At 41.6% G+C, this 22,116-nt stretch carries 20 protein-coding genes; 1 reads left to right on the top strand and 19 read right to left on the bottom strand.

Features of this window, described 5'->3' with window-relative positions:
* Window positions 1-85 precede the first annotated feature (85 nt).
* The 16 genes from ACIQ0C_RS10190 to ACIQ0C_RS10115 all read right to left on the bottom strand — a co-directional run bounded on the left by ACIQ0C_RS10190 (window position 86) and on the right by ACIQ0C_RS10115 (window position 17,861).
* Entirely contained in the window at window positions 86-883 is a 798-nt protein-coding gene (locus ACIQ0C_RS10190) for a TIGR00282 family metallophosphoesterase (protein ID WP_403059381.1), read from the bottom strand.
* Between the two features lie 152 nt (window positions 884-1,035).
* Window positions 1,036-2,595: a ribonuclease Y gene (gene rny, locus ACIQ0C_RS10185; RefSeq protein ID WP_133348168.1), complete on the bottom strand. Its 1,560-nt coding sequence runs from the start codon at window positions 2,593-2,595 to the stop codon at window positions 1,036-1,038.
* A 354-nt stretch (window positions 2,596-2,949) separates the two neighbouring features.
* Window positions 2,950-3,996 (bottom strand): recombinase RecA, encoded by a 1,047-nt coding sequence (recA, locus tag ACIQ0C_RS10180; RefSeq protein ID WP_403059376.1) that lies wholly within the window; start codon window positions 3,994-3,996, stop codon window positions 2,950-2,952.
* A 347-nt stretch (window positions 3,997-4,343) separates the two neighbouring features.
* Window positions 4,344-5,576 (bottom strand): competence/damage-inducible protein A, encoded by a 1,233-nt coding sequence (locus tag ACIQ0C_RS10175; RefSeq protein ID WP_403059373.1) that lies wholly within the window; start codon window positions 5,574-5,576, stop codon window positions 4,344-4,346.
* 22 nt (window positions 5,577-5,598) lie between these two features.
* Window positions 5,599-6,183, bottom strand: coding sequence for a CDP-diacylglycerol--glycerol-3-phosphate 3-phosphatidyltransferase (pgsA, locus tag ACIQ0C_RS10170; RefSeq protein ID WP_402839402.1), 585 nt, complete (start codon window positions 6,181-6,183; stop codon window positions 5,599-5,601).
* Window positions 6,184-6,348: 165 nt separating this feature from the next.
* The gene (locus tag ACIQ0C_RS10165; RefSeq protein ID WP_403059371.1) at window positions 6,349-7,257 is read right to left on the bottom strand and encodes a helix-turn-helix domain-containing protein; all 909 of its coding nucleotides are present in this window, start codon (window positions 7,255-7,257) and stop codon (window positions 6,349-6,351) included.
* Window positions 7,258-7,265: 8 nt separating this feature from the next.
* Window positions 7,266-8,057 carry a DUF3388 domain-containing protein gene (locus ACIQ0C_RS10160; RefSeq protein WP_034313530.1) on the bottom strand — a complete coding sequence of 264 codons (792 nt, stop codon included), beginning with the start codon at window positions 8,055-8,057 and terminating at the stop codon, window positions 7,266-7,268.
* 242 nt (window positions 8,058-8,299) lie between these two features.
* The gene (locus tag ACIQ0C_RS10155; protein WP_402839406.1) at window positions 8,300-8,557 is read right to left on the bottom strand and encodes a DUF3243 domain-containing protein; all 258 of its coding nucleotides are present in this window, start codon (window positions 8,555-8,557) and stop codon (window positions 8,300-8,302) included.
* Between the two features lie 82 nt (window positions 8,558-8,639).
* Complete coding sequence (gene ymfI / locus ACIQ0C_RS10150; RefSeq protein ID WP_403059369.1) at window positions 8,640-9,365, bottom strand: elongation factor P 5-aminopentanone reductase; 726 nt, start codon at window positions 9,363-9,365, stop codon at window positions 8,640-8,642.
* 19 nt (window positions 9,366-9,384) lie between these two features.
* Complete coding sequence (gene yfmH, locus ACIQ0C_RS10145; protein ID WP_403059367.1) at window positions 9,385-10,671, bottom strand: EF-P 5-aminopentanol modification-associated protein YfmH; 1,287 nt, start codon at window positions 10,669-10,671, stop codon at window positions 9,385-9,387.
* Window positions 10,671-11,951, bottom strand: coding sequence for an EF-P 5-aminopentanol modification-associated protein YfmF (gene yfmF / locus ACIQ0C_RS10140; RefSeq protein WP_403059365.1), 1,281 nt, complete (start codon window positions 11,949-11,951; stop codon window positions 10,671-10,673). Before yfmF ends, yfmH begins: the two co-directional genes overlap by 1 nt.
* Before the next feature lie 210 nt (window positions 11,952-12,161).
* Window positions 12,162-13,121 carry an ABC transporter permease gene (locus tag ACIQ0C_RS10135; RefSeq protein ID WP_094246576.1) on the bottom strand — a complete coding sequence of 320 codons (960 nt, stop codon included), beginning with the start codon at window positions 13,119-13,121 and terminating at the stop codon, window positions 12,162-12,164.
* A complete protein-coding gene (locus ACIQ0C_RS10130; protein WP_402839415.1) occupies window positions 13,122-14,165 on the bottom strand; it encodes an ABC transporter permease in 1,044 nt (347 codons plus the stop codon).
* Window positions 14,158-15,693, bottom strand: a complete 1,536-nt coding sequence (locus ACIQ0C_RS10125; RefSeq protein WP_403059362.1) for an ABC transporter ATP-binding protein — start codon at window positions 15,691-15,693, stop codon at window positions 14,158-14,160. Before ACIQ0C_RS10125 ends, ACIQ0C_RS10130 begins: the two co-directional genes overlap by 8 nt.
* Before the next feature lie 203 nt (window positions 15,694-15,896).
* Window positions 15,897-16,985, bottom strand: coding sequence for a BMP family lipoprotein (locus ACIQ0C_RS10120; protein ID WP_402839418.1), 1,089 nt, complete (start codon window positions 16,983-16,985; stop codon window positions 15,897-15,899).
* A gap of 150 nt (window positions 16,986-17,135) precedes the next feature.
* Window positions 17,136-17,861 carry a GntR family transcriptional regulator gene (locus tag ACIQ0C_RS10115; RefSeq protein ID WP_402839420.1) on the bottom strand — a complete coding sequence of 242 codons (726 nt, stop codon included), beginning with the start codon at window positions 17,859-17,861 and terminating at the stop codon, window positions 17,136-17,138.
* A gap of 303 nt (window positions 17,862-18,164) precedes the next feature.
* Here ACIQ0C_RS10115 and ACIQ0C_RS10110 point away from each other — a divergent pair, with 303 nt between their 5' ends.
* A complete protein-coding gene (locus ACIQ0C_RS10110) occupies window positions 18,165-18,464 on the top strand; it encodes a DUF6509 family protein (RefSeq protein ID WP_402839422.1) in 300 nt (99 codons plus the stop codon).
* 30 nt (window positions 18,465-18,494) lie between these two features.
* Here the strand turns inward: ACIQ0C_RS10110 and ACIQ0C_RS10105 are convergent, their stop codons facing one another.
* The 3 genes from ACIQ0C_RS10105 to ACIQ0C_RS10095 all read right to left on the bottom strand — a co-directional run bounded on the left by ACIQ0C_RS10105 (window position 18,495) and on the right by ACIQ0C_RS10095 (window position 22,032).
* Entirely contained in the window at window positions 18,495-20,825 is a 2,331-nt protein-coding gene (locus ACIQ0C_RS10105) for a DNA translocase FtsK (RefSeq protein WP_403059360.1), read from the bottom strand.
* Between the two features lie 236 nt (window positions 20,826-21,061).
* Complete coding sequence (locus ACIQ0C_RS10100) at window positions 21,062-21,289, bottom strand: YlzJ-like family protein (RefSeq protein WP_402839426.1); 228 nt, start codon at window positions 21,287-21,289, stop codon at window positions 21,062-21,064.
* Window positions 21,286-22,032, bottom strand: a complete 747-nt coding sequence (locus tag ACIQ0C_RS10095; protein ID WP_403059358.1) for a ClpP family protease — start codon at window positions 22,030-22,032, stop codon at window positions 21,286-21,288. Before ACIQ0C_RS10095 ends, ACIQ0C_RS10100 begins: the two co-directional genes overlap by 4 nt.
* Between the last annotated feature and the right edge of the window lie 84 nt (window positions 22,033-22,116).

The following is a 22,116-nucleotide window of genomic DNA, read 5'->3' as shown; positions in this document are numbered from 1 at the left end:
TGTATGACAAAGAAAACCAGGATTGTACACCATTTATTAAAGGATGGAAAAACGGATGCCCAGTTTGACTGCCCATCCGTTCGAATCAATGATAAAAAGGATGATCTTCGTTAATCAGGATCCTTTCTATCTTCTTTGCCTTGCCAGTTTTATCATCAATTTCAAGGAGAACCCCACTTAATAGGGTCCGTCCCTCTTTTGGGACTTCGAAACGAACAGGAAGGCTGGTCAGGAACCGATGGATGACTGCCTCTCTTTCCATACCAAGGATGCCATCATATGGTCCTGTCATGCCTACATCTGATATGTAAGCGGTGCCTGCAGGTAATATACGATTATCGGCTGTCTGGACGTGTGTGTGTGTACCAACAACGGCTGTAACCTTACCATCAAGGAACCACCCCATAGCTTGCTTTTCACTTGTAGCTTCTCCATGAAAATCGACAAAGATGATCGGTGTCTTTTTTCGAGCCTCCGCCACTAGTTCTTCCGCCTTTTTGAACGGACAATCCAAATCCGGCATGAACGTTCTCGCTTGCAAATTGATGACCGCTATTTCATGCTGGTTCAATTTTAAAAATTTCATACCTACTCCAGGTACCCCGTCTGGAAAGTTTGCTGGACGGACGAGATATTTCGCTTCATCAATAAAATTGAAAATATCACGATTATCCCATGTATGGTTTCCCATGGTCACTGCCTGCGCTCCCCACTCTAAAAAACTGCGGTAAATCTTTTCTGTAATTCCCCGGCCACTTGCGGCATTCTCGCCATTGATGACCGTGATATGCGGACGATACTTTTCTTTTAACTTAGGAAGGTATTCTTGGATCATGTCACGACCTGGAGACCCCACTACATCTCCAATAAATAGCAATTTCATTGTAAAACCCTTTCTGGATTCACCTAATTATATGAATTATTCAAGTATGTATTGTAACATAATTTGGGGTAATTATAAGAATTACGCTTAACGATTAATATCGGAAAAAGAAAAAACGAAGTGGTTTGCACCACTTCGTCTTTCATTAACAATTATTTGGCGTATTCGACTGCTCTTGTTTCACGGATGACCGTGACTTTTATATGTCCTGGGTAATCGAGCTCTTCTTCAATCCTTTTCCGGATATCACGTGCGAGTCGATGTGCCGAAAGATCATCGATTTGTTCTGGTTTCACTAGAATCCGCACTTCACGTCCGGCTTGAATCGCAAAAGATTTTTCCACTCCATCATAGGACTCGGAAATTTCCTCAAGTTTTTCAAGTCTTCTAATGTAATTTTCAAGCGTTTCACTTCTAGCTCCCGGTCTTGCAGCTGATAACGCATCAGCGGCAGCCACAAGCACTGAAATGATGGAAGTTGGTTCCGTATCGCCATGATGTGAAGCGATGCTGTTAATGACAGTTGGATGCTCTTTATATTTGGTTGCTAATTCAACGCCAATTTCAACGTGACTGCCTTCCACTTCATGATCGATCGCTTTCCCAATATCATGCAATAAACCTGCACGGCGGGCAAGTACTTCATCCTCACCGAGCTCAGCGGCCAGTAAACCTGAAAGCTGGGCCACTTCAATTGAATGTTTAAGCACGTTTTGCCCATAACTGGTACGGAATTTCAAACGTCCTAGTATTTTGATGAGATCTGGATGGAGACCGTGAACTCCAACTTCAAAAGTAGTTTGTTCACCAATTTCACGAATATGTTCATCTACCTCACGTCTTGCTTTGTCAACCATTTCTTCAATGCGGGCCGGATGGATCCGTCCGTCCTGAACAAGTTTCTCAAGAGCCAAGCGTGCCGTTTCCCGTCTAATTGGATCGAATCCAGATAAAATGACAGCTTCAGGAGTATCATCAATAATAAGGTCAATACCTGTTAGCGTTTCTAACGTCCGGATATTTCGTCCTTCACGTCCGATTATCCGCCCTTTCATTTCATCGTTTGGAAGATTTACTACAGAAACGGTGGTTTCTGCAACATGATCAGCCGCACAACGCTGAATGGCAAGAGAAAGGACTTCTTTTGCTTTTTTATCAGCTTCTTCTTTGGCACGGGTATCACTTTCTTTAATCATAAGCGCTACATCGTGAGCAAGCTCGTTTTCCATTCGGTCTATAATGATTGCTTTAGCCTCTTCACGAGTTAAACCGGAAACACGTTCAAGCTCTGTTTGCTGCTTACGAACCGTCTCTTCCACTTTGCTTTCCATCTCTTCAATATGCTGTTGTCTTTGGTTTAGAGAATCTTCTTTTTTCTCCAAAAGGCTCTCACGTTTGTCTAACGTTTCATCCTTACGGTCCAGATTCTCTTCTCTTTGCAATAACCGATTTTCTTGTTTTTGTAATTCGTTCCTTCTTTCACGGGCTTCCCGATCCGAATCGGCACGAACTTTATGAATTTCATCTTTTGCTTCCAACAGGGCTTCTTTCTTAAGTGCTTCCGCTTCACGTTTTGCATCCTCAAGGATGTGCTCTGCAGAGCCCTTTGCCCCTGCTATTCTACTCTCAAATTTTGATTTGTGAATAAAATAACCAACAACTGCACCGACGATTAGGCCAAGCAAAGTGAAGATGATTGTCATGGGTTCCATCGTTTCACCTCCCCTTGCTATGAACTTTTTACATAAAATGTTGAACTGTCGGCAAGTACATTGCACATAAATTCAATATACAGCACTTAATTTTCAAAATTTTAGTTTGAAAAATTGTAAAATATACATATTAATTGTATAGTTGAGAATTTTTATTGTCAAGCGTTTGTCCCTTATGTATCAATGATTATTCAAGTTTTTCTTAATATCAACCATCATAATGTACAGCATTCATTATGGAAGAAGTCTGTAAATCTGATTTCAATGCCATTTAATCCGCTGAAAATTCCGCATTTTTCTCAAAATATACATAAAAGGCCTAAGCGAATAAGCTTAGGCCTTTTCCAAATATCATTAATCAAGCAATTCAAAATGCTCTTCTGATTCATCTTCTTCTGGTGGTAATTCATGCTCTCCATCAAGATTATAGTGATCTCTGATTTTCTGAGAAATTTCCTGAGCGATATCCTGATTTTCTTTCAAGAACAGCTTCGCATTTTCGCGGCCTTGTCCGACACGCTCTTCATTGTATGAATACCACGAACCGCTTTTAAGGACGATATCAAGATCTGCACCCATATCGATGATTTCACCTTCCTGTGAAATCCCTTGACCATACATGATGTCAACTTCTGCTTGGCGGAATGGTGGGGCAACCTTGTTCTTTACAACTTTGATTTTCGTTTTATTACCGACGATTTCATTACCTTGTTTTAATTGTTCCGCACGGCGCACTTCCAGACGAACAGTTGAATAGAACTTCAATGCCCGGCCTCCCGGAGTCGTTTCTGGATTCCCAAACATAACACCGATTTTTTCACGGACTTGGTTAATGAAAATGGCAATGGTATTTGATTTATTAATGGAACCAGACAGTTTTCTAAGTGCCTGGGACATCATACGGGCTTGAAGACCCATATGGGAATCTCCCATTTCGCCTTCGATTTCGGCTTTAGGAACAAGTGCTGCCACCGAGTCAATGACAATGATATCTACCGCTCCGCTTCGAACTAACGCTTCAGCGATCTCTAAGGCCTGTTCACCCGTATCAGGCTGTGAAAGCAGTAACTCATCGATATTCACACCAAGTTTTTCTGAATATGCTGGATCTAAAGCATGCTCGGCATCAATGAATGCAGCCGTGCCGCCAGTCTTTTGTACTTCTGCAATAGCATGTAATGCTACAGTCGTTTTACCGGAGCTTTCAGGTCCATATATCTCAATGACCCGGCCTCTTGGATATCCGCCCACTCCCAACGCTACGTCCAATGCTAAAGAACCGCTTGAAATCGTTGAAATCCTACGATCAGTCTGTTCACCAAGTTTCATAATAGAACCTTTACCAAATTGTTTTTCAATTTGTTTTAACGCCATATCTAAAGCCGCTTGACGATCACTCACTCAATTTCCTCCTCTATATTCAAATAATCGGCTGCCCGATTAAAGGTGTACTTACGTTAGCAATTATTTGAGATCAAGGTTTGACCCTGTCTCAAAACCTATCTTTACTATATACTCTTTTTACTATTTTGCCAAGCAAAAAGTCGAACATTCATTCGTTTTTTTCTTTCAGGAGATTCTTTGTAAAAAAGCGTTTTATCTTAAGGAAATCTCCATTTCGCTTCACTTACTCCCTAAAAAAACACATTTCGTTGAATTAACTTTTTTCTTTTTTCCCTATTTTTTAAGAAACAAACTTCCAAAACCAAATAAAAAGCAGAGCTGTAATAAAGCTCTGCTTATAACGTTTATAAATCCCTTAATAGGTAATGACAGCCGTACTTCACACTCCGAATACGGTTTTGCGCCCTGCTTCCGGAAAGATTCAACTCCTTGAAATGAGTGTCTCCATCCCGATAGGAAATGCCAATAAATACTGTACCAACAGGCTTACCTTCTTGTTCATCCGGCCCTGCAACACCCGTAAAGCTTATGCCTACATCCGCATCGAGCTTACTCCTGACATTAGAGGCCATTTCCATTGCACACTCACCGCTGACCACCCCATACTCAGATATGGTATCATCACTGACGCCGAGGACATTGGACTTCGCATCATTCGTATAGCAGACAATTCCGCCTTTAAAGACTTTACCGGCGCCCGGTATGGTTGTCAGCTGTTCTTGGAACATCCCTCCGGTCAAGCTTTCAGCTGCCGCGATTGAAAGCTTGCGGGCCGTTAATTCTTTTACAAGTTCCTTTATTAGCGAAGTATTATCACTTCCATAATGAAACTTACCGACCCTGCTAAGAATTTCTTTTTCCGTTTCTAAAATAAGTTCTTCGCATTTTTCTTTAGAAGAGTCTTTGGCGGTGATCCTTAACGTCACTTCCCCTTCGGCTGCCAGCGGAGCAATTGTCGGATTCGTTTGATTGACAAGGAGATCTTCAATCACCGTTTCCAGTTCGGCTTCCCCTATACCGTAGAACCGAAGAACCTTGGAATCGATCCGTTCATGCTTTTCCAATTTATTCATGATCTTTTCATAACCATAACTTAAAAACATCGGCTCCATTTCACTTGGTGGACCAGGTAGAAGCATATATGTAATCCCCGATTTGGACAAGACCATTCCCGGAGCCATGCCATGATCGTTTGCCAACACTTCACTGCCTTCTAAGACAAGGGCCTGCTTTTTGTTGTTTTCCGTCATCGGCCGTTCCCGTTTTTGGAAGTAAGCTTCAATGGATTGCAAAGCTTCATCATTAAAAACGAGCTTTTTCCCTATATGGCGAGCAATCGTTTCTTTCGTTAAATCATCTTTGGTAGGACCAAGTCCACCGGTAAAAACAATCAAGTTCGCCCTCGATTCAGCGATTTCTATAGCTTGTTGTAAGCGGCGGTCGTTATCCCCGACCACAGTATGGTAAAAAACGTTTATCCCCATTTCCGCAAACTGCTGCGATAAGAATCTTCCATTAGTGTTATTGATTTGACCTAAAAGAAGCTCTGAGCCCACTGCAATGATTTCTGCATCCATCTTTTCAAAACCACCATTCGTTTTACTTTGAATTAACAAATACTTCTTTGTTTTTTATAAAATAATCCAAACCTGACCAGATTGTAAAGATTAATGCAATCCATAATGCGATATTAGCAAATGGAAGTGAAATGAGGGCAAATGGAAGGTTATGCAGCAATAAAGCTGAAATAGAAACAATTTGTGCCCATGTTTTAATTTTACCAAGCTGGTTCGCTGCAACCACTTCCCCTGTACCCGCTAACACCAAACGCAATCCGGTTACTGCAAACTCGCGACTTATGATCACGATGGCAATCCAAGATTGACCGTACATTAGATCCAGATCAACTAAAACGATTAATGCGGCCGAAACCAGAAGTTTATCTGCCAATGGATCTAAAAATTTTCCCAAATCAGTAATCATATTATATTTTCTCGCAAAATGGCCATCGATCCAATCCGTAGTGGAAGCGATTATAAAAAGGAGGGCTCCAGCTAGGTGCGCCACTGGCAAACTGTATTCTCCCCAAGTCAGTGTCCCCCAAGAAAAAGGAACGAGCATGATGATTAAAAATACTGGTATTAAACAGATTCTTGCTACTGTAATCTTATTAGGCAGATTCAAAACTTTTACCTCCAAAATTTACGCCTGCCATTTGGGCAATGCGTCTTAGATCTAAAATAATGCTCATATGTATAATTTAACTCAAAATCCAATCTTATATGCCGGGTAAACCATCTCCCGCCGCCTTACTATTATATAGAGCAAAAATAGTCATCTATAAGATGACTATTCGGCTTTCGTAAATTGTATCGTAACCAATTGCGTATTCACTTCAGTCGGTGAAATGGAATACTCCAGCTTCTCATCATTCACATAAATCTCAGTTTCATATGCCCTGCCTATATTGATGACAGCTTCTTTTTCATTGGTGAAATCAATTTCCTGGCTTTTGTCCTTTTCGATAGTGCCCTGGAAAAGTAATTTACCTTCACCATTTTTTATGCCGACCCATGGTGAGCCTTTGGAGGTCACCTTTAATTTAAAGGTATCGGTATTTTTTAATTCATACGTACTATTTTTACCGTTGGAACTGGTGACGGCAAGATTTTGCTCTTCCTTTTCTTCTTTGACTGCTGTATCATCTTCAGTCTTCTTATCAGATGAATCTGATTTTTCTTCATTCTGTTTTTGGTCTGCATTCTTTTCTTCTTTGTTGAAATCTTCACTTTTATTGTAATCCACGACATCGCTCTGTTTTGCGTCCTTTTTGTCATCATTATCCGGATTACTCATATAGTTCAATACCAGCACCCAAATCAATACGGCCGCACCAATGACTAAAACGGCAGCCAAGATCTTCGGTAACATTTCTACAACCTTTGAATCTCCTGCCGGTATAGTTTTCCGGGATTGGACCCGTGAAAGCTGTTCTGGCAATTCCTCACTATAGACCGATGGTATTTCACTCTTATATTGTTCGAAAATCTCTTCTGAATCCAGTCCGACCGCTTCACAATATTGCTTTATGAATGCCCGTACATAGAACTTTCCAGGCATCATACTGTAATTTCCCTCTTCAATGCCAATGAGGTAACGCTTTTGAATCTTTGTTAATTCCTGCAAATCTTCTAAGCTAAGACCTTTGGCTTCCCTAGCTTCCTTTAATCGATTACCTAACTCAGTCAAATAAAACACCTGCCATTTTAAAAGTCAAAGGAACCAAAATCGGACCCTGAAAACTGGTCTTTTTGGTCGACAACTTCATATGTTATTTCTTCTTCAGGATTGTTTCGCAATTCAATAATATAATCAAAGTCTTCGAGGGTATACTCCGTATTTTGGACAAAAACATCAGGATGTTCGATTACTTTGACAGCATCAAGCCTCATTATTTCACGAATCAACTGCCAATGACGCTCATTTGCACGGCGAGTGGAAACAATTCCATCTAAAATGAACAAATTATCATTATTATATTCATCCTCAATAAGCTGACTGCGGATAGTCTGCTTTAAAAGGGTCGATGACACAAACAACCATCTCTTATTAGCACAAACACTAGAGGCTACGATAGATTCAGTTTTCCCGACACGGGGCATCCCTCGTATCCCGATCAATTTATGACCTTCCTGTTTAAATAGCTCGGCCAGGAAATCGACAAGCAAGCCCAGTTCATCACGAACAAACCTAAAAGTGTTTTTCTCATCGGCATCGCGCTGAATATAGCGTCCATGCCTGACTGCGAGGCGATCCCGTAATTTAGGTTCCCTAAGCTTAATGACCTTTATCGTATCCATCGTACGGAGGATTGACTCGAATCTTTCTATATTACGGCTGTCTTTCGCCAACAAAAGTAACCCACGCCTGCCTTCATCGACCCCGTTAATGGTGATGATATTAATGGAAAGCATACCCAGAAGGGATGAAATATCCCCTAATAAACCAGGACGGTTGACTTGGATTTCATATTCAAAATACCATTCTTTATTATCCACGATAACACTCCTTAAGCCTAAAAGCTTTTACCCTAATCATTGGCAAAAAACTTATCCATCGTAAATTTCAAGGTCTGAACACTTTAATATTATTTGTCTAGCTTCTATAATATAGCATTTCTTGATAAGTTAAAAGGAAAAACCCTATAAAAGTATTCATTTTTATATAAGAGGACAAATAGCCATCCACTTCAATCCAAAAGGCCCTGTTAATTAATAACAGGGCCTTTTGGATTGATATTTTACTTCGTTCCATTGTTCTCGACTAACTTGACCATGACACTTGCCATGGCATGTTTTTCTTGATCGCTTGCCACTGACCAAAGATCAGCTAGCACTTTCTCTTGATCATTCTGGGGCTCAACCTGATTAGCCAGGTAATCACCGATTTCATAAGCCAAGTTGTTAACAGCGCTTTCTGACAAACCTTGTTGTTCACCTTGATGTAATCTGTCGCCTAAGAAGTTTTTCCATTGATCCCAATTGTCCAGTACAGACATGAATGGTCACCCTTTCCTTCAAAATAGTACATAGATATTTTGTGAAGGAACCGAGGAAATTATACATGTCTAGAAAAAAAAATCATGTATACCATCCGCCATTTACACCTAAAATTTGCCCGGTTATATAGGACGACTTGTCGGAAAGCAAATAGTATACGGCCTCGGCGACTTCTTTGGAATGCCCCATCCTGCCCATCGGGATGTCGCCTTTGATGATTTCCAGATCTTCTGCACTGAAGGATTCGAGCATGGAAGTAGAAATCGCACCGGGGGCAACGGCATTCACCCGGATCCCATTAAGCGATACTTCTTTGCTAAGCGCCTTGATAAAAGCATTTTGACTGCCCTTGACCATTGAATATAATACTTCACAAGATGCACCTGTCTGCCCCCAAATCGATGTGACCGCAACGATGGCAGCCTGTTCTTGGTACATAAGCTTTGGAAGCAGTTCCTTTGTTAATTGGAAAGGGCTCGTTACATGCAGCTGTACCATTTCAGTAACGATTGTCTCATCCATGTCAGATATAAGCCCGTAATAGCTATTGCCACTATTAAGGACGATTGCATGGAGGGCAAAAATATTTTCCGCCAATTTCTTGTAGCCTTCCGGTGCAGCCAAATCCGCTTGAATCGGAATAAGTTCGACTTGATGAGGCTTCAGTTCTTCAATCAGGGCAAGTATCGCTTCTTCATTGCTGTTATAATGTAAATAAAGTGAGTAATTCTCCTCGGCGAGCTTTATAGCGATTTCCCTGCCGATTCCTCCACTGGCTCCTGTAATAAGGGCAAAACGTTTCCCCACATTCCCGCCCCCTTTTATATTATTTAGGAAGTACCTGACAGACTGTCATCCGTTCATCGGATATTAAGTCCTTGGCGACCTCCCTGATATCTTCGATCGTTAGTTTTTCCAATACCGATACAACATCGAACAAGTTCATATCATTGAATGCATATCTGGTGAATTGATTCGCTATATATTCCGGCGAATTCAGGGAACGAAGGAAAGAACCGATTTTTTTCTTGATTGTCCTTTGCAGGCTTTCTTCATTCAGGCCGGTTCCGGCTTTTGATTTTTGCAGGATACCGAATAAAGACTTCGTCAACTCATCAGGTTTGGCACTGTCCCCGCCAATTAACGCAAACCCGAAACCTTGTTCCTGTGTATAATCATATGAAAAGCTTTGATCGATCAACCCTTCCTCATATAGTTCCTCATGCAAAGGTGAACTCTTGCCAAATAGCATTTCCAAATAAATATTGGTAGCCAATTCCCTTTTCAAAAGCTGTAAACCGGATTGGTGCACATTGATGGCCTTGATGCCCAGCATCACTTTTGGTGTCTGGACATTCATCCTTAAGACTTCTTTATCCTTGGCAACGGTTTCCGGCTCTTCGTCAAATTTACGTTCCACTGCTGGTTGTTCGTTGTACCCTTTATCATTTTGATTGTCCCGAATCAGTTTCATGGTACTTTCGACATCTACCGGTCCTACAACGAATAGGAGCATGTTACTGGGATGGTAAAACGTATTATAACATTCATAAAGCATGTCTTTCGTAATATCTGCAATGGATTCCACAGTTCCGGCAATATCGATTTTCACTGGATGCTGATGATACATATTGGCAATGGTCCCGAAATATAACCGCCAGTCTGAATTATCATCATACATGTTGATTTCCTGCCCAATGATTCCTTTTTCCTTCTCTACCGTCTTTTCTGAAAAGTAAGGATCCTGGACAAAGTCAATTAAGGTAGTTAGATTCCTATCGAAATCGGACGTGCTCGAAAATAAATAAGCTGTACGGGTGAAAGAAGTAAAGGCATTTGCCGATGCTCCCTGCTTTGAAAATTGCTGAAAAACATCACCATCTTCCTTTTCAAATAGCTTATGTTCAAGAAAATGGGCAATCCCATCGGGTACTTTAGAGAATTCAGTTTCATTCAATGGTTTGAAATGGTTGTCTATTGAACCATAATTCGTCGTGAAAGTAGCAAATGATTTATTGAACCCGCTTTTCGGAAGAATATATACTTCGAGACCATTTTCCATTTTTTCATGGAAAAGTTCTTCTTTCAATTGAGTGAATGCTATTTTTTCCATTACCCTTGCACCTCCGCTTCCGTTAGGAAATAAATCGTATCAAGCTGAATCTTTTGACCAACTGCAATGATTTCTTCCTTTGTCGTCCGCTCTGTTTTTGCAAACCACTCGTCTAGTGATATATCCTGCCCGGAAATCACATTATGATATAAAATTTCCACAAGTCCTCTCGAAACGTCAATGGTTTCAAGGAGTTGGTTCTTAACGACCGCCTTTGTCTGTGCCAGTTCTTCATCGGAAAAATTCCCTTGCTTCATTTCCTTCATTTGTGCATGAATAATATCCAATGCCTGCTTGTAGTTGGCATTTTCAATGCCGGCCATGACCATCAGTAGTCCTTTATGACTTTCGAGCCTTGAAGCTGCATAATAAGCAAGGCTGGCTTTCTCCCTGACATTAATGAAAAGTTTCGAATGTGAAAAGCCGCCAAAAATCCCATTGAATAGCTGAAGAGCATAATAATCCGGATCACCGTATGCAACTTGGGTTCGATAACCGATATTCAATTTCCCTTGTTTCACATCCGAATTCTCGATGATTTCTTTTTCCTTCTCCACTACCTTGCCCGTCTCCCTTGGCAGTCTCACAGGCACTCGTTCTTGCAACGACACATACTTGTCGGCTAGTGCCTCCACTTCCGATTCATCGATGTCACCGATTACATATAAATCGATTTCATCCTCCGACAGCATTTTTTTATAGTAGGCGAAAAGGGACTCTGGTGTTATCGTTTCCAAGTCTTGAAGATTACCGCTCGCTTCTAAAGCATATGGTTCGTTTTTGCACATTTCCTCTACAAGGCGTGTAGCTGAATATCGCATTTTGTCATCGGAAATGGATTGAATCCGCTGTTTTAAAGAACGGATTTCATTGGAAACCGTTTTAGAGTCAAAGGCTTCGCCGTTTTTCTTCGGATTAAAGATCACCTCTGATAATAGCCCAAATGCCTTTTCGAGAAGGGGGGTTGGATCACTAAGGAATTTTTCATTTACGATATCGATCGTAAAACTTATGATTTGATATTCTCCTTTTTTAGCTACATCGACATAAAACCCTGCTCCATATAAATCATCAAGATAAGATCGAAGCTCGGGTGTTGTAGGATATTTACTTGTATTGCTTTGTAACACATATGGCAGCAATGCACGATATGTAACGTCCTCTTTTGTCAACGGGGCTTTCATCTTCAGCACGAGAGTATTCGTTTTATATTTATCCGTCCGGACCACATGAAGCTTGTAGCCGCTTTTTTCCGTTATTGTATCGGAAGCAATAGACATGAATAATCCTCCTCATTATATAAATCACCTTTATTAGCTTATTGTTTGTAGATTGGAACCCTTTTAAACATCTACTTAAAATATACATGTGAAAGGAAAAATCATGCAAGTTACAGCTACTTTTTTTGGTTTTTCACCAGCTCACCATCACTTATGGCTTAATCTCAAAAGAAAAAACCGGCCAGCACAGTTTGCTGACCGGTTAGACACTTATCTTTTCCCTTTGATGTATGGCTGTCCGGATGCTTTTGGGGCATCAGCACGTCCAATGAAACCAGTTAGAGCAATGATCGTCAGAACATAAGGAGCGATCAAGAGATAAACGGATGGAATATCCTTGAAGAAGGGAAGGCTCGAGCCAACGATACTTAAACTTTGAGCCAAACCAAAGAATAAAGCTGCTCCCATTGCCCCGATCGGGTGCCACTTACCAAAAATCATGGCGGCAATGGCCATGAAACCTTGACCATTAATTGTCGCATGATTGAATTCATTCGAAAAGATGGTAGCATAAATCGCTCCGCCGATACCTCCAAATGCACCTGATAATAAAACGGCGGCGTATCGGATTTTCGTAACATTGACACCCATCGTATCAGCAGCCATGGGATGCTCACCCACTGCACGGATCCTTAACCCGAATGGTGTTTTATAAAGTACATACCAAACGACAAAAGATATTAGAATCGCTATATATACGATGTAATAACCATTTGCGAAAAAGATGGGTCCAATAAATGGAATATCACTTAGTAACGGAACATCAATCCTTGGGAATGTTTCTGTGATTCTATCAGTTTGACCTTTGTCAAAAATCAACTTCACCAAAAACATGGTCAGACCAACTGCCAACAAGTTGATGGCTACCCCACTAACCGTTTGGTCCGCCCTGAATGTGATGCATGCCACAGCGTGCAGAATGGAAAACAGCAAGCCGGCAATCATTGCCGCCAAGACAGCAAGCCAAGGAGTCCATTCCCCAAATACATCAGCAAACATTAAGTTAAATACAATCCCTGTAAAGGCACCAATGACCATCAAACCTTCTAAACCGATGTTTATGACACCAGCCCGTTCAGAAAACACTCCTCCGAGTGAAGTAAAAATAAGTGGTGCAGCTAGAGCTATCATAGATGGAATAATAATTTGTAATACTTGGTAAAAATCCACTTATTTCACCCCTTTCTTAAATCGAGCGGCAATCCAACGAATAAAATAACTGGAAGCAACGAAGAAAATGATCAATGCTATGACAATATCTACAATTTCACTAGGTATTCCGGTTTCTAGCGGCATATTTAAGGCCCCGGCTTTCAGTCCCCCAAATAATAAGGCTGCCAGCACAACACCAATAGCCGTGTTCGCCCCTAGTAAGGCTACTGCAATCCCATCAAAGCCCATACCTGTGAACCCGCCTTTGACTGCTGCATAACCGAAAGTTCCAAGGCCTTCCATCGCACCGGCAAGGCCTGCAAAAGCACCTGAAATAACCATGGAAAGTATGATATTCTTATTGACACTCATCCCTGCATATTCGGATGCGTGCTGATTGAAACCTACAGCTTTCAGTTCAAAGCCGGTTTTTGTCCTTTCAAGTAGGAACCACATGATGATTACGCAAATAATCGCTACCACTATTCCCCAATGCATGCGGGAAAAATCCGTAATGCTTTCAAAAAAAGGAGACCGCAGTGATGCTGTATCAGCAATTCTTTCTGTTTTATCCAGCTTGTCAGTCATTACATTCCTAATTAAATAATTCGTCACATATAAAGCTGTATAATTCAACATGATAGAAACGATTACTTCATGTACACGGAACTTAGCTTTTAAATAACCAGGGATAAATGCCCACAATGCCCCAGCAGCTGCACCAACTAAGATGGCAAATGGCAAATGGATGATCCTTGGAAGATCAAAAGCGATTCCGACCCAAACTGCCGCCAGCCAGCCTACAATTAATTGCCCTTCTACACCGATATTGAATAGGCCAGTACGAAAAGCAAAAGCCACTGCCAAACCAGCAAGGATATAAGGGATGATTGTCCTGACGGATTCCCCTACATAATAAGAATCCCCAATAATTCCATTTATCATGGAGCCATAGCCGGCAACTGGGTCATAGCCGCTTACTAACATGATTATGGCCCCAACGACCAAGCCAAGGATAACTGCTATTAACGGACTCGTTAATTTAGATAAATACTTAGACATTTTGTTTTCCACCTGCTTCCGTCCGTTTACTGCCGGCCATAAGAAGGCCAAGCTCCTGTTCAGTCGTTTCTTTCGGATCGACAATCGCGACGATTTCCCCTTCATATATAACGGCAATTCTATCGCTAACATTCATGATTTCTTCCAATTCAAATGATATGAGAAGTACCGCTTTTCCTGCATCACGCTGTTCAATTAGACGTTTATGGATAAACTCGATCGCTCCTACATCAAGCCCCCGTGTTGGCTGTGCGGCAATCAATAAATCCGGGTTCCTATCAACTTCCCGGCCAATGATCGCTTTTTGCTGATTCCCGCCAGAAAGAGCCCTTGCCGGGGTATATTCACTAGGAGTTCGAACATCGTAGCTTTTGATCAACGAACGCGCTTTTTCAAATATTTTCTTTGAGTTCAAGATACCGGCTTTTGAAAAAGGCTTTTGATAGTAGGTTTGCAAGACAATATTTTCCCCAATGCTGTAATCGAGAACCAAACCATGCTTATGCCTGTCTTCTGGAATATGGCCGACACCTGCTTCAGTGATTTTACGCGGCTTCAGATTCCTGATCTCTTTTCCATTTAGCTTTATCGAACCTGCTGTTGTCTTCCTTAGGCCGGCCAATGCTTCAATTAGTTCGGATTGACCATTTCCATCTACACCGGCGATACCGACAATTTCTCCTGCACGGACAGTTAAATCCAAGTTCCGAACAGCTGAAACGCCCCGGGAATCCTTGACTTCCAGTTCCCGAACCTCGAGAACTACATCCGAAGGAGTAGCTCCCGTTTTTTCCGTCTTGAATAGAACTTCCCTACCGACCATTAAGCTGGCCAATTCGTTAGGATTCGTTTCGTTGACATTCACTGTACCAATTCCCTGCCCTTTGCGTATAACCGTTACCCGGTCACAAACCTCCATGATTTCCTTAAGTTTGTGTGTGATTAAAATGATAGATTTCCCCTCTTTGATAAGGGCTTTCATAATATAAATCAATTCCTTGATTTCTTGAGGAGTCAATACAGCGGTCGGTTCATCAAAAATCAATATTTCCGCTCCACGGTAAAGCGTCTTAAGAATCTCGACACGCTGTTGCATCCCTATTGAAATATCGGCAATTTTCGCATAAGGGTCAACACGAAGCTGATATTGTTCCGATAGTTTCCTAACTTCCTCGCTCGCTTCTTTTAAATCTATCTTACCCGCTTTTGAAGGTTCTTTTCCTAAAATGATATTTTCCGTTACTGTAAAAGGGTCAACGAGCATAAAATGCTGATGGACCATCCCAATCCCTAAATCATTGGCAATGTTGGGACTGGTGATCTTGACTGGCTTGCCATTCACACGGATTTCTCCTTGCTCAGGCTGGTATAAGCCGAATAAAACATTCATCAAAGTGGATTTACCCGCGCCATTTTCACCTAATAATGCGTGAATCTCCCCTTTTTTAACCTGAAGTGTAACGTTATCATTTGCGACGATGCCGGGGAATTCCTTACGGATATTAAGCATCTCAATTACATATTCCACGTATTATCAACTCCTAAAATGAGTGTAAATATTCTTAAATCATTTAAGTGCTTCTACTAGCTTATTGATTTTTTAAAAAAACCAAATGAAAAACTACGATTCTTTCATAGTTTTTCATTCGATATTTTTCAGTTGCAAAGCGCGATTTGGAAAAGAAAGAATAGAGGGCAATCCTGCCTCCCTATTCTTTCTGGTATTGCAGCTTATAAACCAAGTTTTTCGAATTCTTCATCAGTACCCGGAACTACGAATTCACCTGATTTAATTTTTTCTGTCCATTCTTCGACCGCTTTTAAAGATTCTTCTGTTACGTTATCTTTTGTATCGGAAATGCCTACACCATTTTCTTCGATACCGTACTCAATTACTTTTCCGCCTGGGAAGTTTCCTTCTTTCGCTTTCTCGGAAAGGTCTTTAACTGCCACGTCAACACGTTTTAGCATGGAAGTCAGTGTGATGTTGTCGTCAGTTCCAGGAACTGCCCCTAATTTAGCTTGGTCGCTATCTACACCGATAACATAGATTTCTCTCTTAGGATCTTTTTGCTTTTGCTCGACTGCTTCGGTGAATACACCTTTTCCAGTTCCGCCAGCAGCATGATAAATAATATCGATACCTGAAGAATACATGGAGCCTGCTGTGGATTTACCGATATCAGCTTTATTGAAATCTCCGGCATATTTAACTTCTACTTTCGCATCCGGATTTACAGATAAAACCCCAGCCTTAAAGCCAACTTCGAATTTCTTGATTAATTCAGATTCAACTCCGCCGATAAACCCGACTTTGTTTGTTTTCGTTTGCATTCCGGCAATTACACCTACAAGGAATGAACCTTGCTGCTCTTTAAAATTAATGCTGGCTACATTCTTTTTGTCTACTACTGTATCCACGATGGCAAAGTGTGAATCGGGACGTTGGTCAGCCACTTCACCAACAGCTTCAGCTAAAAGAAAACCGATACCGTAGATTAGTTGGTAATCTTCACGTACAAGCGTATTCAGATTCTTAGCGTAATCGGCATCAGATTTAGATTGCAGGTAGTTGTAGCCATCTTTACCTTTTTCCAGCCCATTATCCTTACCGAATTCCTGAATGCCCTTCCAAGCGGATTGGTTGAATGACTCGTCATCCACGCCGCCAGTATCAGTTACCATCGCAACAGTGAAGTTGTCTTTGTTTTTCCCATTTGAAGATTCTTTATCATCATTCTCTGAATTACCACATGCCCCCAATAGCGTACCGGCTGCAAGAACAAGTGAAAGAGCTAGACCCAATTTGCGCTTTTTCAATTTTTATCCCCCTAATTTACATAGTTTTTTGAGCAGGAATGTTCTGAAAAGTCATTCATGTTTGCGTTTTCACTTCTCGTTTTTTTGCATACGTTTGATTCGACTTGAATCGAAACAAACGCTTGCATTCACCCGTATGCAGATCAAGGCCTACACACGTTTACGAAGAACATGAAAGCTGAACATATTGGCTTTGAAGTAATTAACAGAATACAGGATAGGCTGGTCCCAATCATCCAGATGCATCTGCTTTAGAACGAGTAGTGCGGCTTCTGGCGAGCATTTAAGGATAGGAGAAACTTTCTCATGATATCCAATAGGCTCAATCTCCGCTACGGCATGTGTAATTTTTCGATGCGCATCTCTTTCCAAAATATCAAAAAGAGACTCATCATTACGGTCAAAATTTTCTGATAGAATAGATTCAGGAATTTTGTCAATACAGTAGACAACTGGCTCCCCATTCGCTGTCCTTACTCGCTCGATGATGACGATGCGTTCATCTGTCGAACAAGAAAACCTGCGTATATCCTCTTCTGTAGGTTCTTGGGCCGTCGAGCTTAAGAAAATCGTACCCGGCTTCATTCCTGCCTCTTCAATCATGTTCGTGACACTTTTTAATTGCTCGATACCTGAAGTGAACCGAGGTTTCGGATTGACGAAAGTCCCAACTCCATGGCGGCGAATGATGATGCTTTCTTCTTCCAAAATTCGCAGCGCTTCTCGAAGTGTCGCCCTACTCACTCCCAATTTTTTCGCAAGATCGAATTCTGAAGGGAATTTTTCATTTTCCTGATAGACTCCTGCTTCAATATCCTGCTTCAGGTAATCAATGACCTGCAAATATAAATGTCGACTATCTGATTTTATTGACATACAGTTTCCCCCAGCTAATTTCTTAAGACATCAGACCTCTGATGTTGAATCATTCCTACTAATCGAAAATAATATAACATTTTTTTTGATATAAATAAATAGTGTTTTACTATTTACTTTAAAAGAATTTAGGAGAAATTACCCTTCCCTGTGTCTTTCAATCTAGATGCGGCCGCGGGATTTGTACGATTATTCTCCTAAATCAAATAATTTTTTTTTGAAAATGCAAATGACGGCAGCTATGTTCAAGATGCTATTTTCCTGTATAATAGGATTTATCTTCTTTGAAGGGATGTACACAAGATGTTAAAGATTACAGAATACACGATTGAAAAATTGAATGATCCATTTGGTATTTTGTCCGGGGAGCGGTACGAGTTGTTCTTGGATATCGAAGTGCCTGAAGAGGATGAGCTCTTTTCAGAAAATGGTTTATATATCCGGGTGCTTTTTGCTATGGAAGAGCAAATAGGCAAATTGATTAAATATGATATTTTTGAAAAAGGGAACGAAGGCGCACTCGAATTCGATTTGGAAGAAGATGAAGAAGCGATGATTACCGACTTCTGCCTTAAACATTTAGACGAGGCGATGAATAATTAAAAAACCGGGCTGCTGCCCGGTTTTTTTTACCTATGATGAATGCGCCTCATCTTGTTCATCTATAGTTACCAATACATTTCGTGGTTTACTGCCTTCATATGGACCGACAATTCCCCTCGCTTCCATTTCATCAATCAACCTCGCTGCCCGCGTATAGCCAATCCGGAAGCGGCGCTGTAGCATGGAAACAGATGCAGTCTGCATTTCAACGATCAAGGACACCGCATCCGCGTATAAATCATCTTCGACTTCACCATTTGAAGTTTCTGCAATTTCATCCGGTATCATCTCTTCGTTATATTGTGCTTTTTGCTGTGAAATGACATATGTGACAACTTCCTCGACTTCATTGTCGGATAAAAAGGCCCCTTGGACGCGGACCGGTTTCGAAGCTCCTGAAGGCAGGAAGAGCATGTCACCCCGGCCTAACAGTTTTTCGGCTCCGCCCATGTCGAGGATCGTTCTCGAATCGGTCATTGATGAGACACTAAAAGCAATCCGAGATGGGATGTTCGCTTTAATGACCCCTGTAATTACATCTACTGATGGCCGCTGAGTGGCAATTATCAAGTGTATGCCAGCGGCACGTGCCATTTGTGCAAGCCGTGTGATGGCATCCTCTACATCATTTGAGGCGACCATCATCAAATCCGCCAGCTCATCGACTATGACTACGATATAAGGCAAGAGCGGTTGTTTGGCATCTTCTTCGATGTTATACCGGTTAATATAATCATTGTAGCCTTCAATATTACGCGTACCGGAATGGGAAAATAGCTCATACCGCCTTTCCATTTCACTGACCACTTTTTGCAAAGCCTGTGCAGCTTTCTTTGGATTTGTCACTACAGGTGCGAGTAAGTGGGGAATTCCATTATAGACATTCAGCTCCACCATTTTTGGATCGATCATCATCATTTTCACTTCATGCGGTTTTGCCCGCATCAGAATACTCGTGATAATCCCATTGATACAAACGGATTTCCCGCTGCCAGTAGCACCAGCCACTAGTAAATGCGGCATTTTATTGAGCTCCGCCTTAACCGCTTCACCAGAAATATTTCGCCCTAAGCCTATTTGCAGTTTTGCGTCAGGCTTGTCAACTTCTTTGGCCTCTAAAACTTCCCTTAATGACACCATCGCCACTTCGGAGTTAGGTACTTCTATTCCGATTGCCGATTTTCCGGGAATCGGGGCTTCGATCCTAATATCCTTTGCGGCAAGTGCAAGGGCCAAGTCATCGGATAGGCTGACAATTTTACTTACCTTCACCCCTACGTCCGGATGTACTTCGTATTTGGTTACGGCTGGGCCTAAGTGAACTTGGGTGACCCTCGCTTTCACTCCAAAGCTATGAAAGGTGCGCTCAAGCTTAGCCGCATTTTCGTGGATCAATTGGTATTCTCCGCTTTGGTCCGTTTTTTTGGGCTGCAATAACAGAGAAAGAGGCGGTAAAAGATATTCTTTATTCTCCACTTCCGTAAAATTCATAGGCGGAACGGCATCATCCTGTTCCTCTGCATTATCTGCTGCAGGTCCCGTAACGGCCGGAATTATTTCGTCTTCGTCGCTATAGGCTTTATCAGCAAAGCTGGAAATGATCCGCTCCGTCGCCATTTGCTGTGTTTCCTCTTCGTGAAGAAGGGGCTGATCCGTTTCTTCCGCCGGTTCTTTTTCCCGTTTCTTCTTTTTCACGGGATTCTTTTTCTTTTCTTTTTTGTCTTCATTCCACGTTTTCATATCATCTCTGAATGCGGACCATTGCTTTTTGAAAAAGCCGCCAAGACTCATGAAAAACTTCCCGAGGGTTTCACCTAACGTTTTCCCGGTCAATAGGACGGCACCTACAATGATAAAAAGGAATGAAACGATTTTCGATCCGGCTTCGTCGAATAAAAAGTATGAGGCTGCAAATAATATCGCTCCAATCATGCCGCCCCCAAGGTCCTTTGAGCTGGCCTTGCCGGTCACTTCCATCCAGAATAGTTCCCAGGTATTCGAAATGACGCTGGGTTTCGTGAACGGTCCTCCATCTGCAAGCATGTTAAACAGTGTCACATGACTTAATAGGAGCATGCTCGCGACAAGGAAGTACATCCCGACCAATTGCCGTTTCAACAGGTAAGGGACCTCCCTCTTTATCATCAAATAGAACCCAGCTGCAATTGCTCCCAACAAAAAGAGGATATACCATTCCCCCATGAAAAAGCGGATTAAAAAGACCGTCCCGTTTCCCACTGCTCCAAGCTTGGCAATGGCAATGATGGCCAAACCTATTAAAGTGAGGCCAATCAATTCATATTTAAGCGTTAGTTTTAACTTCTCTGTACCATTCTTTTTTCTGCGTTTCTTCTTTGCCATAATATCACCTGATTCTTCATGAAACTATTCTAACTTTCCTATTCAACATCACTACATGATTTCCCTTCATGAAACAAACGTTCGCCACTGATTATACCAAATAAACATGACCCTGTCCTTGATATAACACCATTTATTCTTAAGGGGACATTTTGCCCATATAATGAATAAAGCAGCCAAGCGGCTGCTGATTTTCATTCCAGTATATCATAATTTACCTCAGTTAGTCGTTTTTACTAAGGATTCATATGTTCGAACACATTTATGACAGCCCCCGGCTGAATGTGTACATTCATATAATCTTCAGGGTCCGTGCTGACGATTCGATCAATGCGAAACGTGCGGCCACCGTCATGTTCAACCATCACATGTACACCATTGTAGATCATTTCTATTAAATTTGCCGTCTTCTCATGGTGATGAGGGAAAATTATTTCTTCAGGAACGATCGTATAAAGTGTCATTGCAGAAGCCCCTCCTCTTCCCCGGCAATTTTTGGCCTTCTTTCTTCCATGAAGCTATTTAGCTTTCTCATGGCCTGGCCTACTCCTCCTACTTCATCGATCATACCGATTTCAACTGCCTCGGCCCCAATTACATTCGTGCCGATATCACGGGTTAAGTTTCCTTTAGCAAACATTAAATCCTTAAAACTTTCTTCCGTAACGTTGGAGTGGCGCGTAACAAATTTAATGACTCTTTCCTGCATTTTATCCAGGTATTCAAAGGTTTGAGGCACGCCAATGACTAATCCTGTCAAACGAATTGGATGAATCGTCATCGTTGCTGTCTCTGCTATATAGCTATGGTCACACGAAACCGCAATCGGCACACCGATCGAGTGACCTCCCCCAAGTACTATCGAGACGGATGGCTTTGATAGCGAAGCCAGCATTTCGGCGATGGCCAGTCCCGCTTCGACATCCCCTCCGACTGTATTTAATATGACAAGCAGCCCCTCTATATTGGGATTTTGTTCAATTGCCACAATTTGTGGAATAACATGTTCATATTTGGTCGTTTTATTTTGAGGCGGCAGCTGCATATGTCCTTCAATTTGTCCAATGATCGTCAAACAATGGATTTTTGAGTCTTGAGATAGTTGCGGAACATTAGTAGCCCCCAGCTGCTGGATCTTTTCGATTAAAGTTGAGTTCTTACCTTCCTGCTTGCCTTCATTTTCATTTGGTAATGGTGCATTATCCACTATGCCAACCCCTTTCTCTTTTAGCCTATAGCTTTATTATGTCTCGAGTCTCGGACTTCATTCTTCAAGATATAAGAGTCACAA

This window comes from Peribacillus sp. NPDC096448 (genome assembly GCF_044762675.1).
Lineage (GTDB): Bacteria > Bacillota > Bacilli > Bacillales > DSM-1321 > Peribacillus > Peribacillus frigoritolerans_B.
This window is presented reverse-complemented; position numbering and strand designations above follow the sequence as displayed.

Bases quoted from the DNA above. Each gene is read 5' to 3' on its own strand.
- ACIQ0C_RS10190 (WP_403059381.1), bottom strand. From the start codon at position 883: ATGAAATTGCTATTTATTGGAGATGTAGTGGGGTCTCCAGGTCGTGAC.
- rny (WP_133348168.1), bottom strand. From the start codon at position 2,595: ATGGAACCCATGACAATCATCTTCACTTTGCTTGGCCTAATCGTCGGT.
- ACIQ0C_RS10175 (WP_403059373.1), bottom strand. From the start codon at position 5,576: ATGGATGCAGAAATCATTGCAGTGGGCTCAGAGCTTCTTTTAGGTCAA.
- ACIQ0C_RS10155 (WP_402839406.1), bottom strand. From the start codon at position 8,557: ATGTCTGTACTGGACAATTGGGATCAATGGAAAAACTTCTTAGGCGAC.
- yfmH (WP_403059367.1), bottom strand. From the start codon at position 10,671: ATGGAAAAAATAGCATTCACTCAATTGAAAGAAGAACTTTTCCATGAA.
- yfmF (WP_403059365.1), bottom strand. From the start codon at position 11,951: ATGTCTATTGCTTCCGATACAATAACGGAAAAAAGCGGCTACAAGCTT.
- ACIQ0C_RS10130 (WP_402839415.1), bottom strand. From the start codon at position 14,165: ATGTCTAAGTATTTATCTAAATTAACGAGTCCGTTAATAGCAGTTATC.
- ACIQ0C_RS10115 (WP_402839420.1), bottom strand. From the start codon at position 17,861: ATGTCAATAAAATCAGATAGTCGACATTTATATTTGCAGGTCATTGAT.
- ACIQ0C_RS10110 (WP_402839422.1), top strand. From the start codon at position 18,165: ATGTTAAAGATTACAGAATACACGATTGAAAAATTGAATGATCCATTT.
- ACIQ0C_RS10105 (WP_403059360.1), bottom strand. From the start codon at position 20,825: ATGGCAAAGAAGAAACGCAGAAAAAAGAATGGTACAGAGAAGTTAAAA.
- ACIQ0C_RS10100 (WP_402839426.1), bottom strand. From the start codon at position 21,289: ATGACACTTTATACGATCGTTCCTGAAGAAATAATTTTCCCTCATCAC.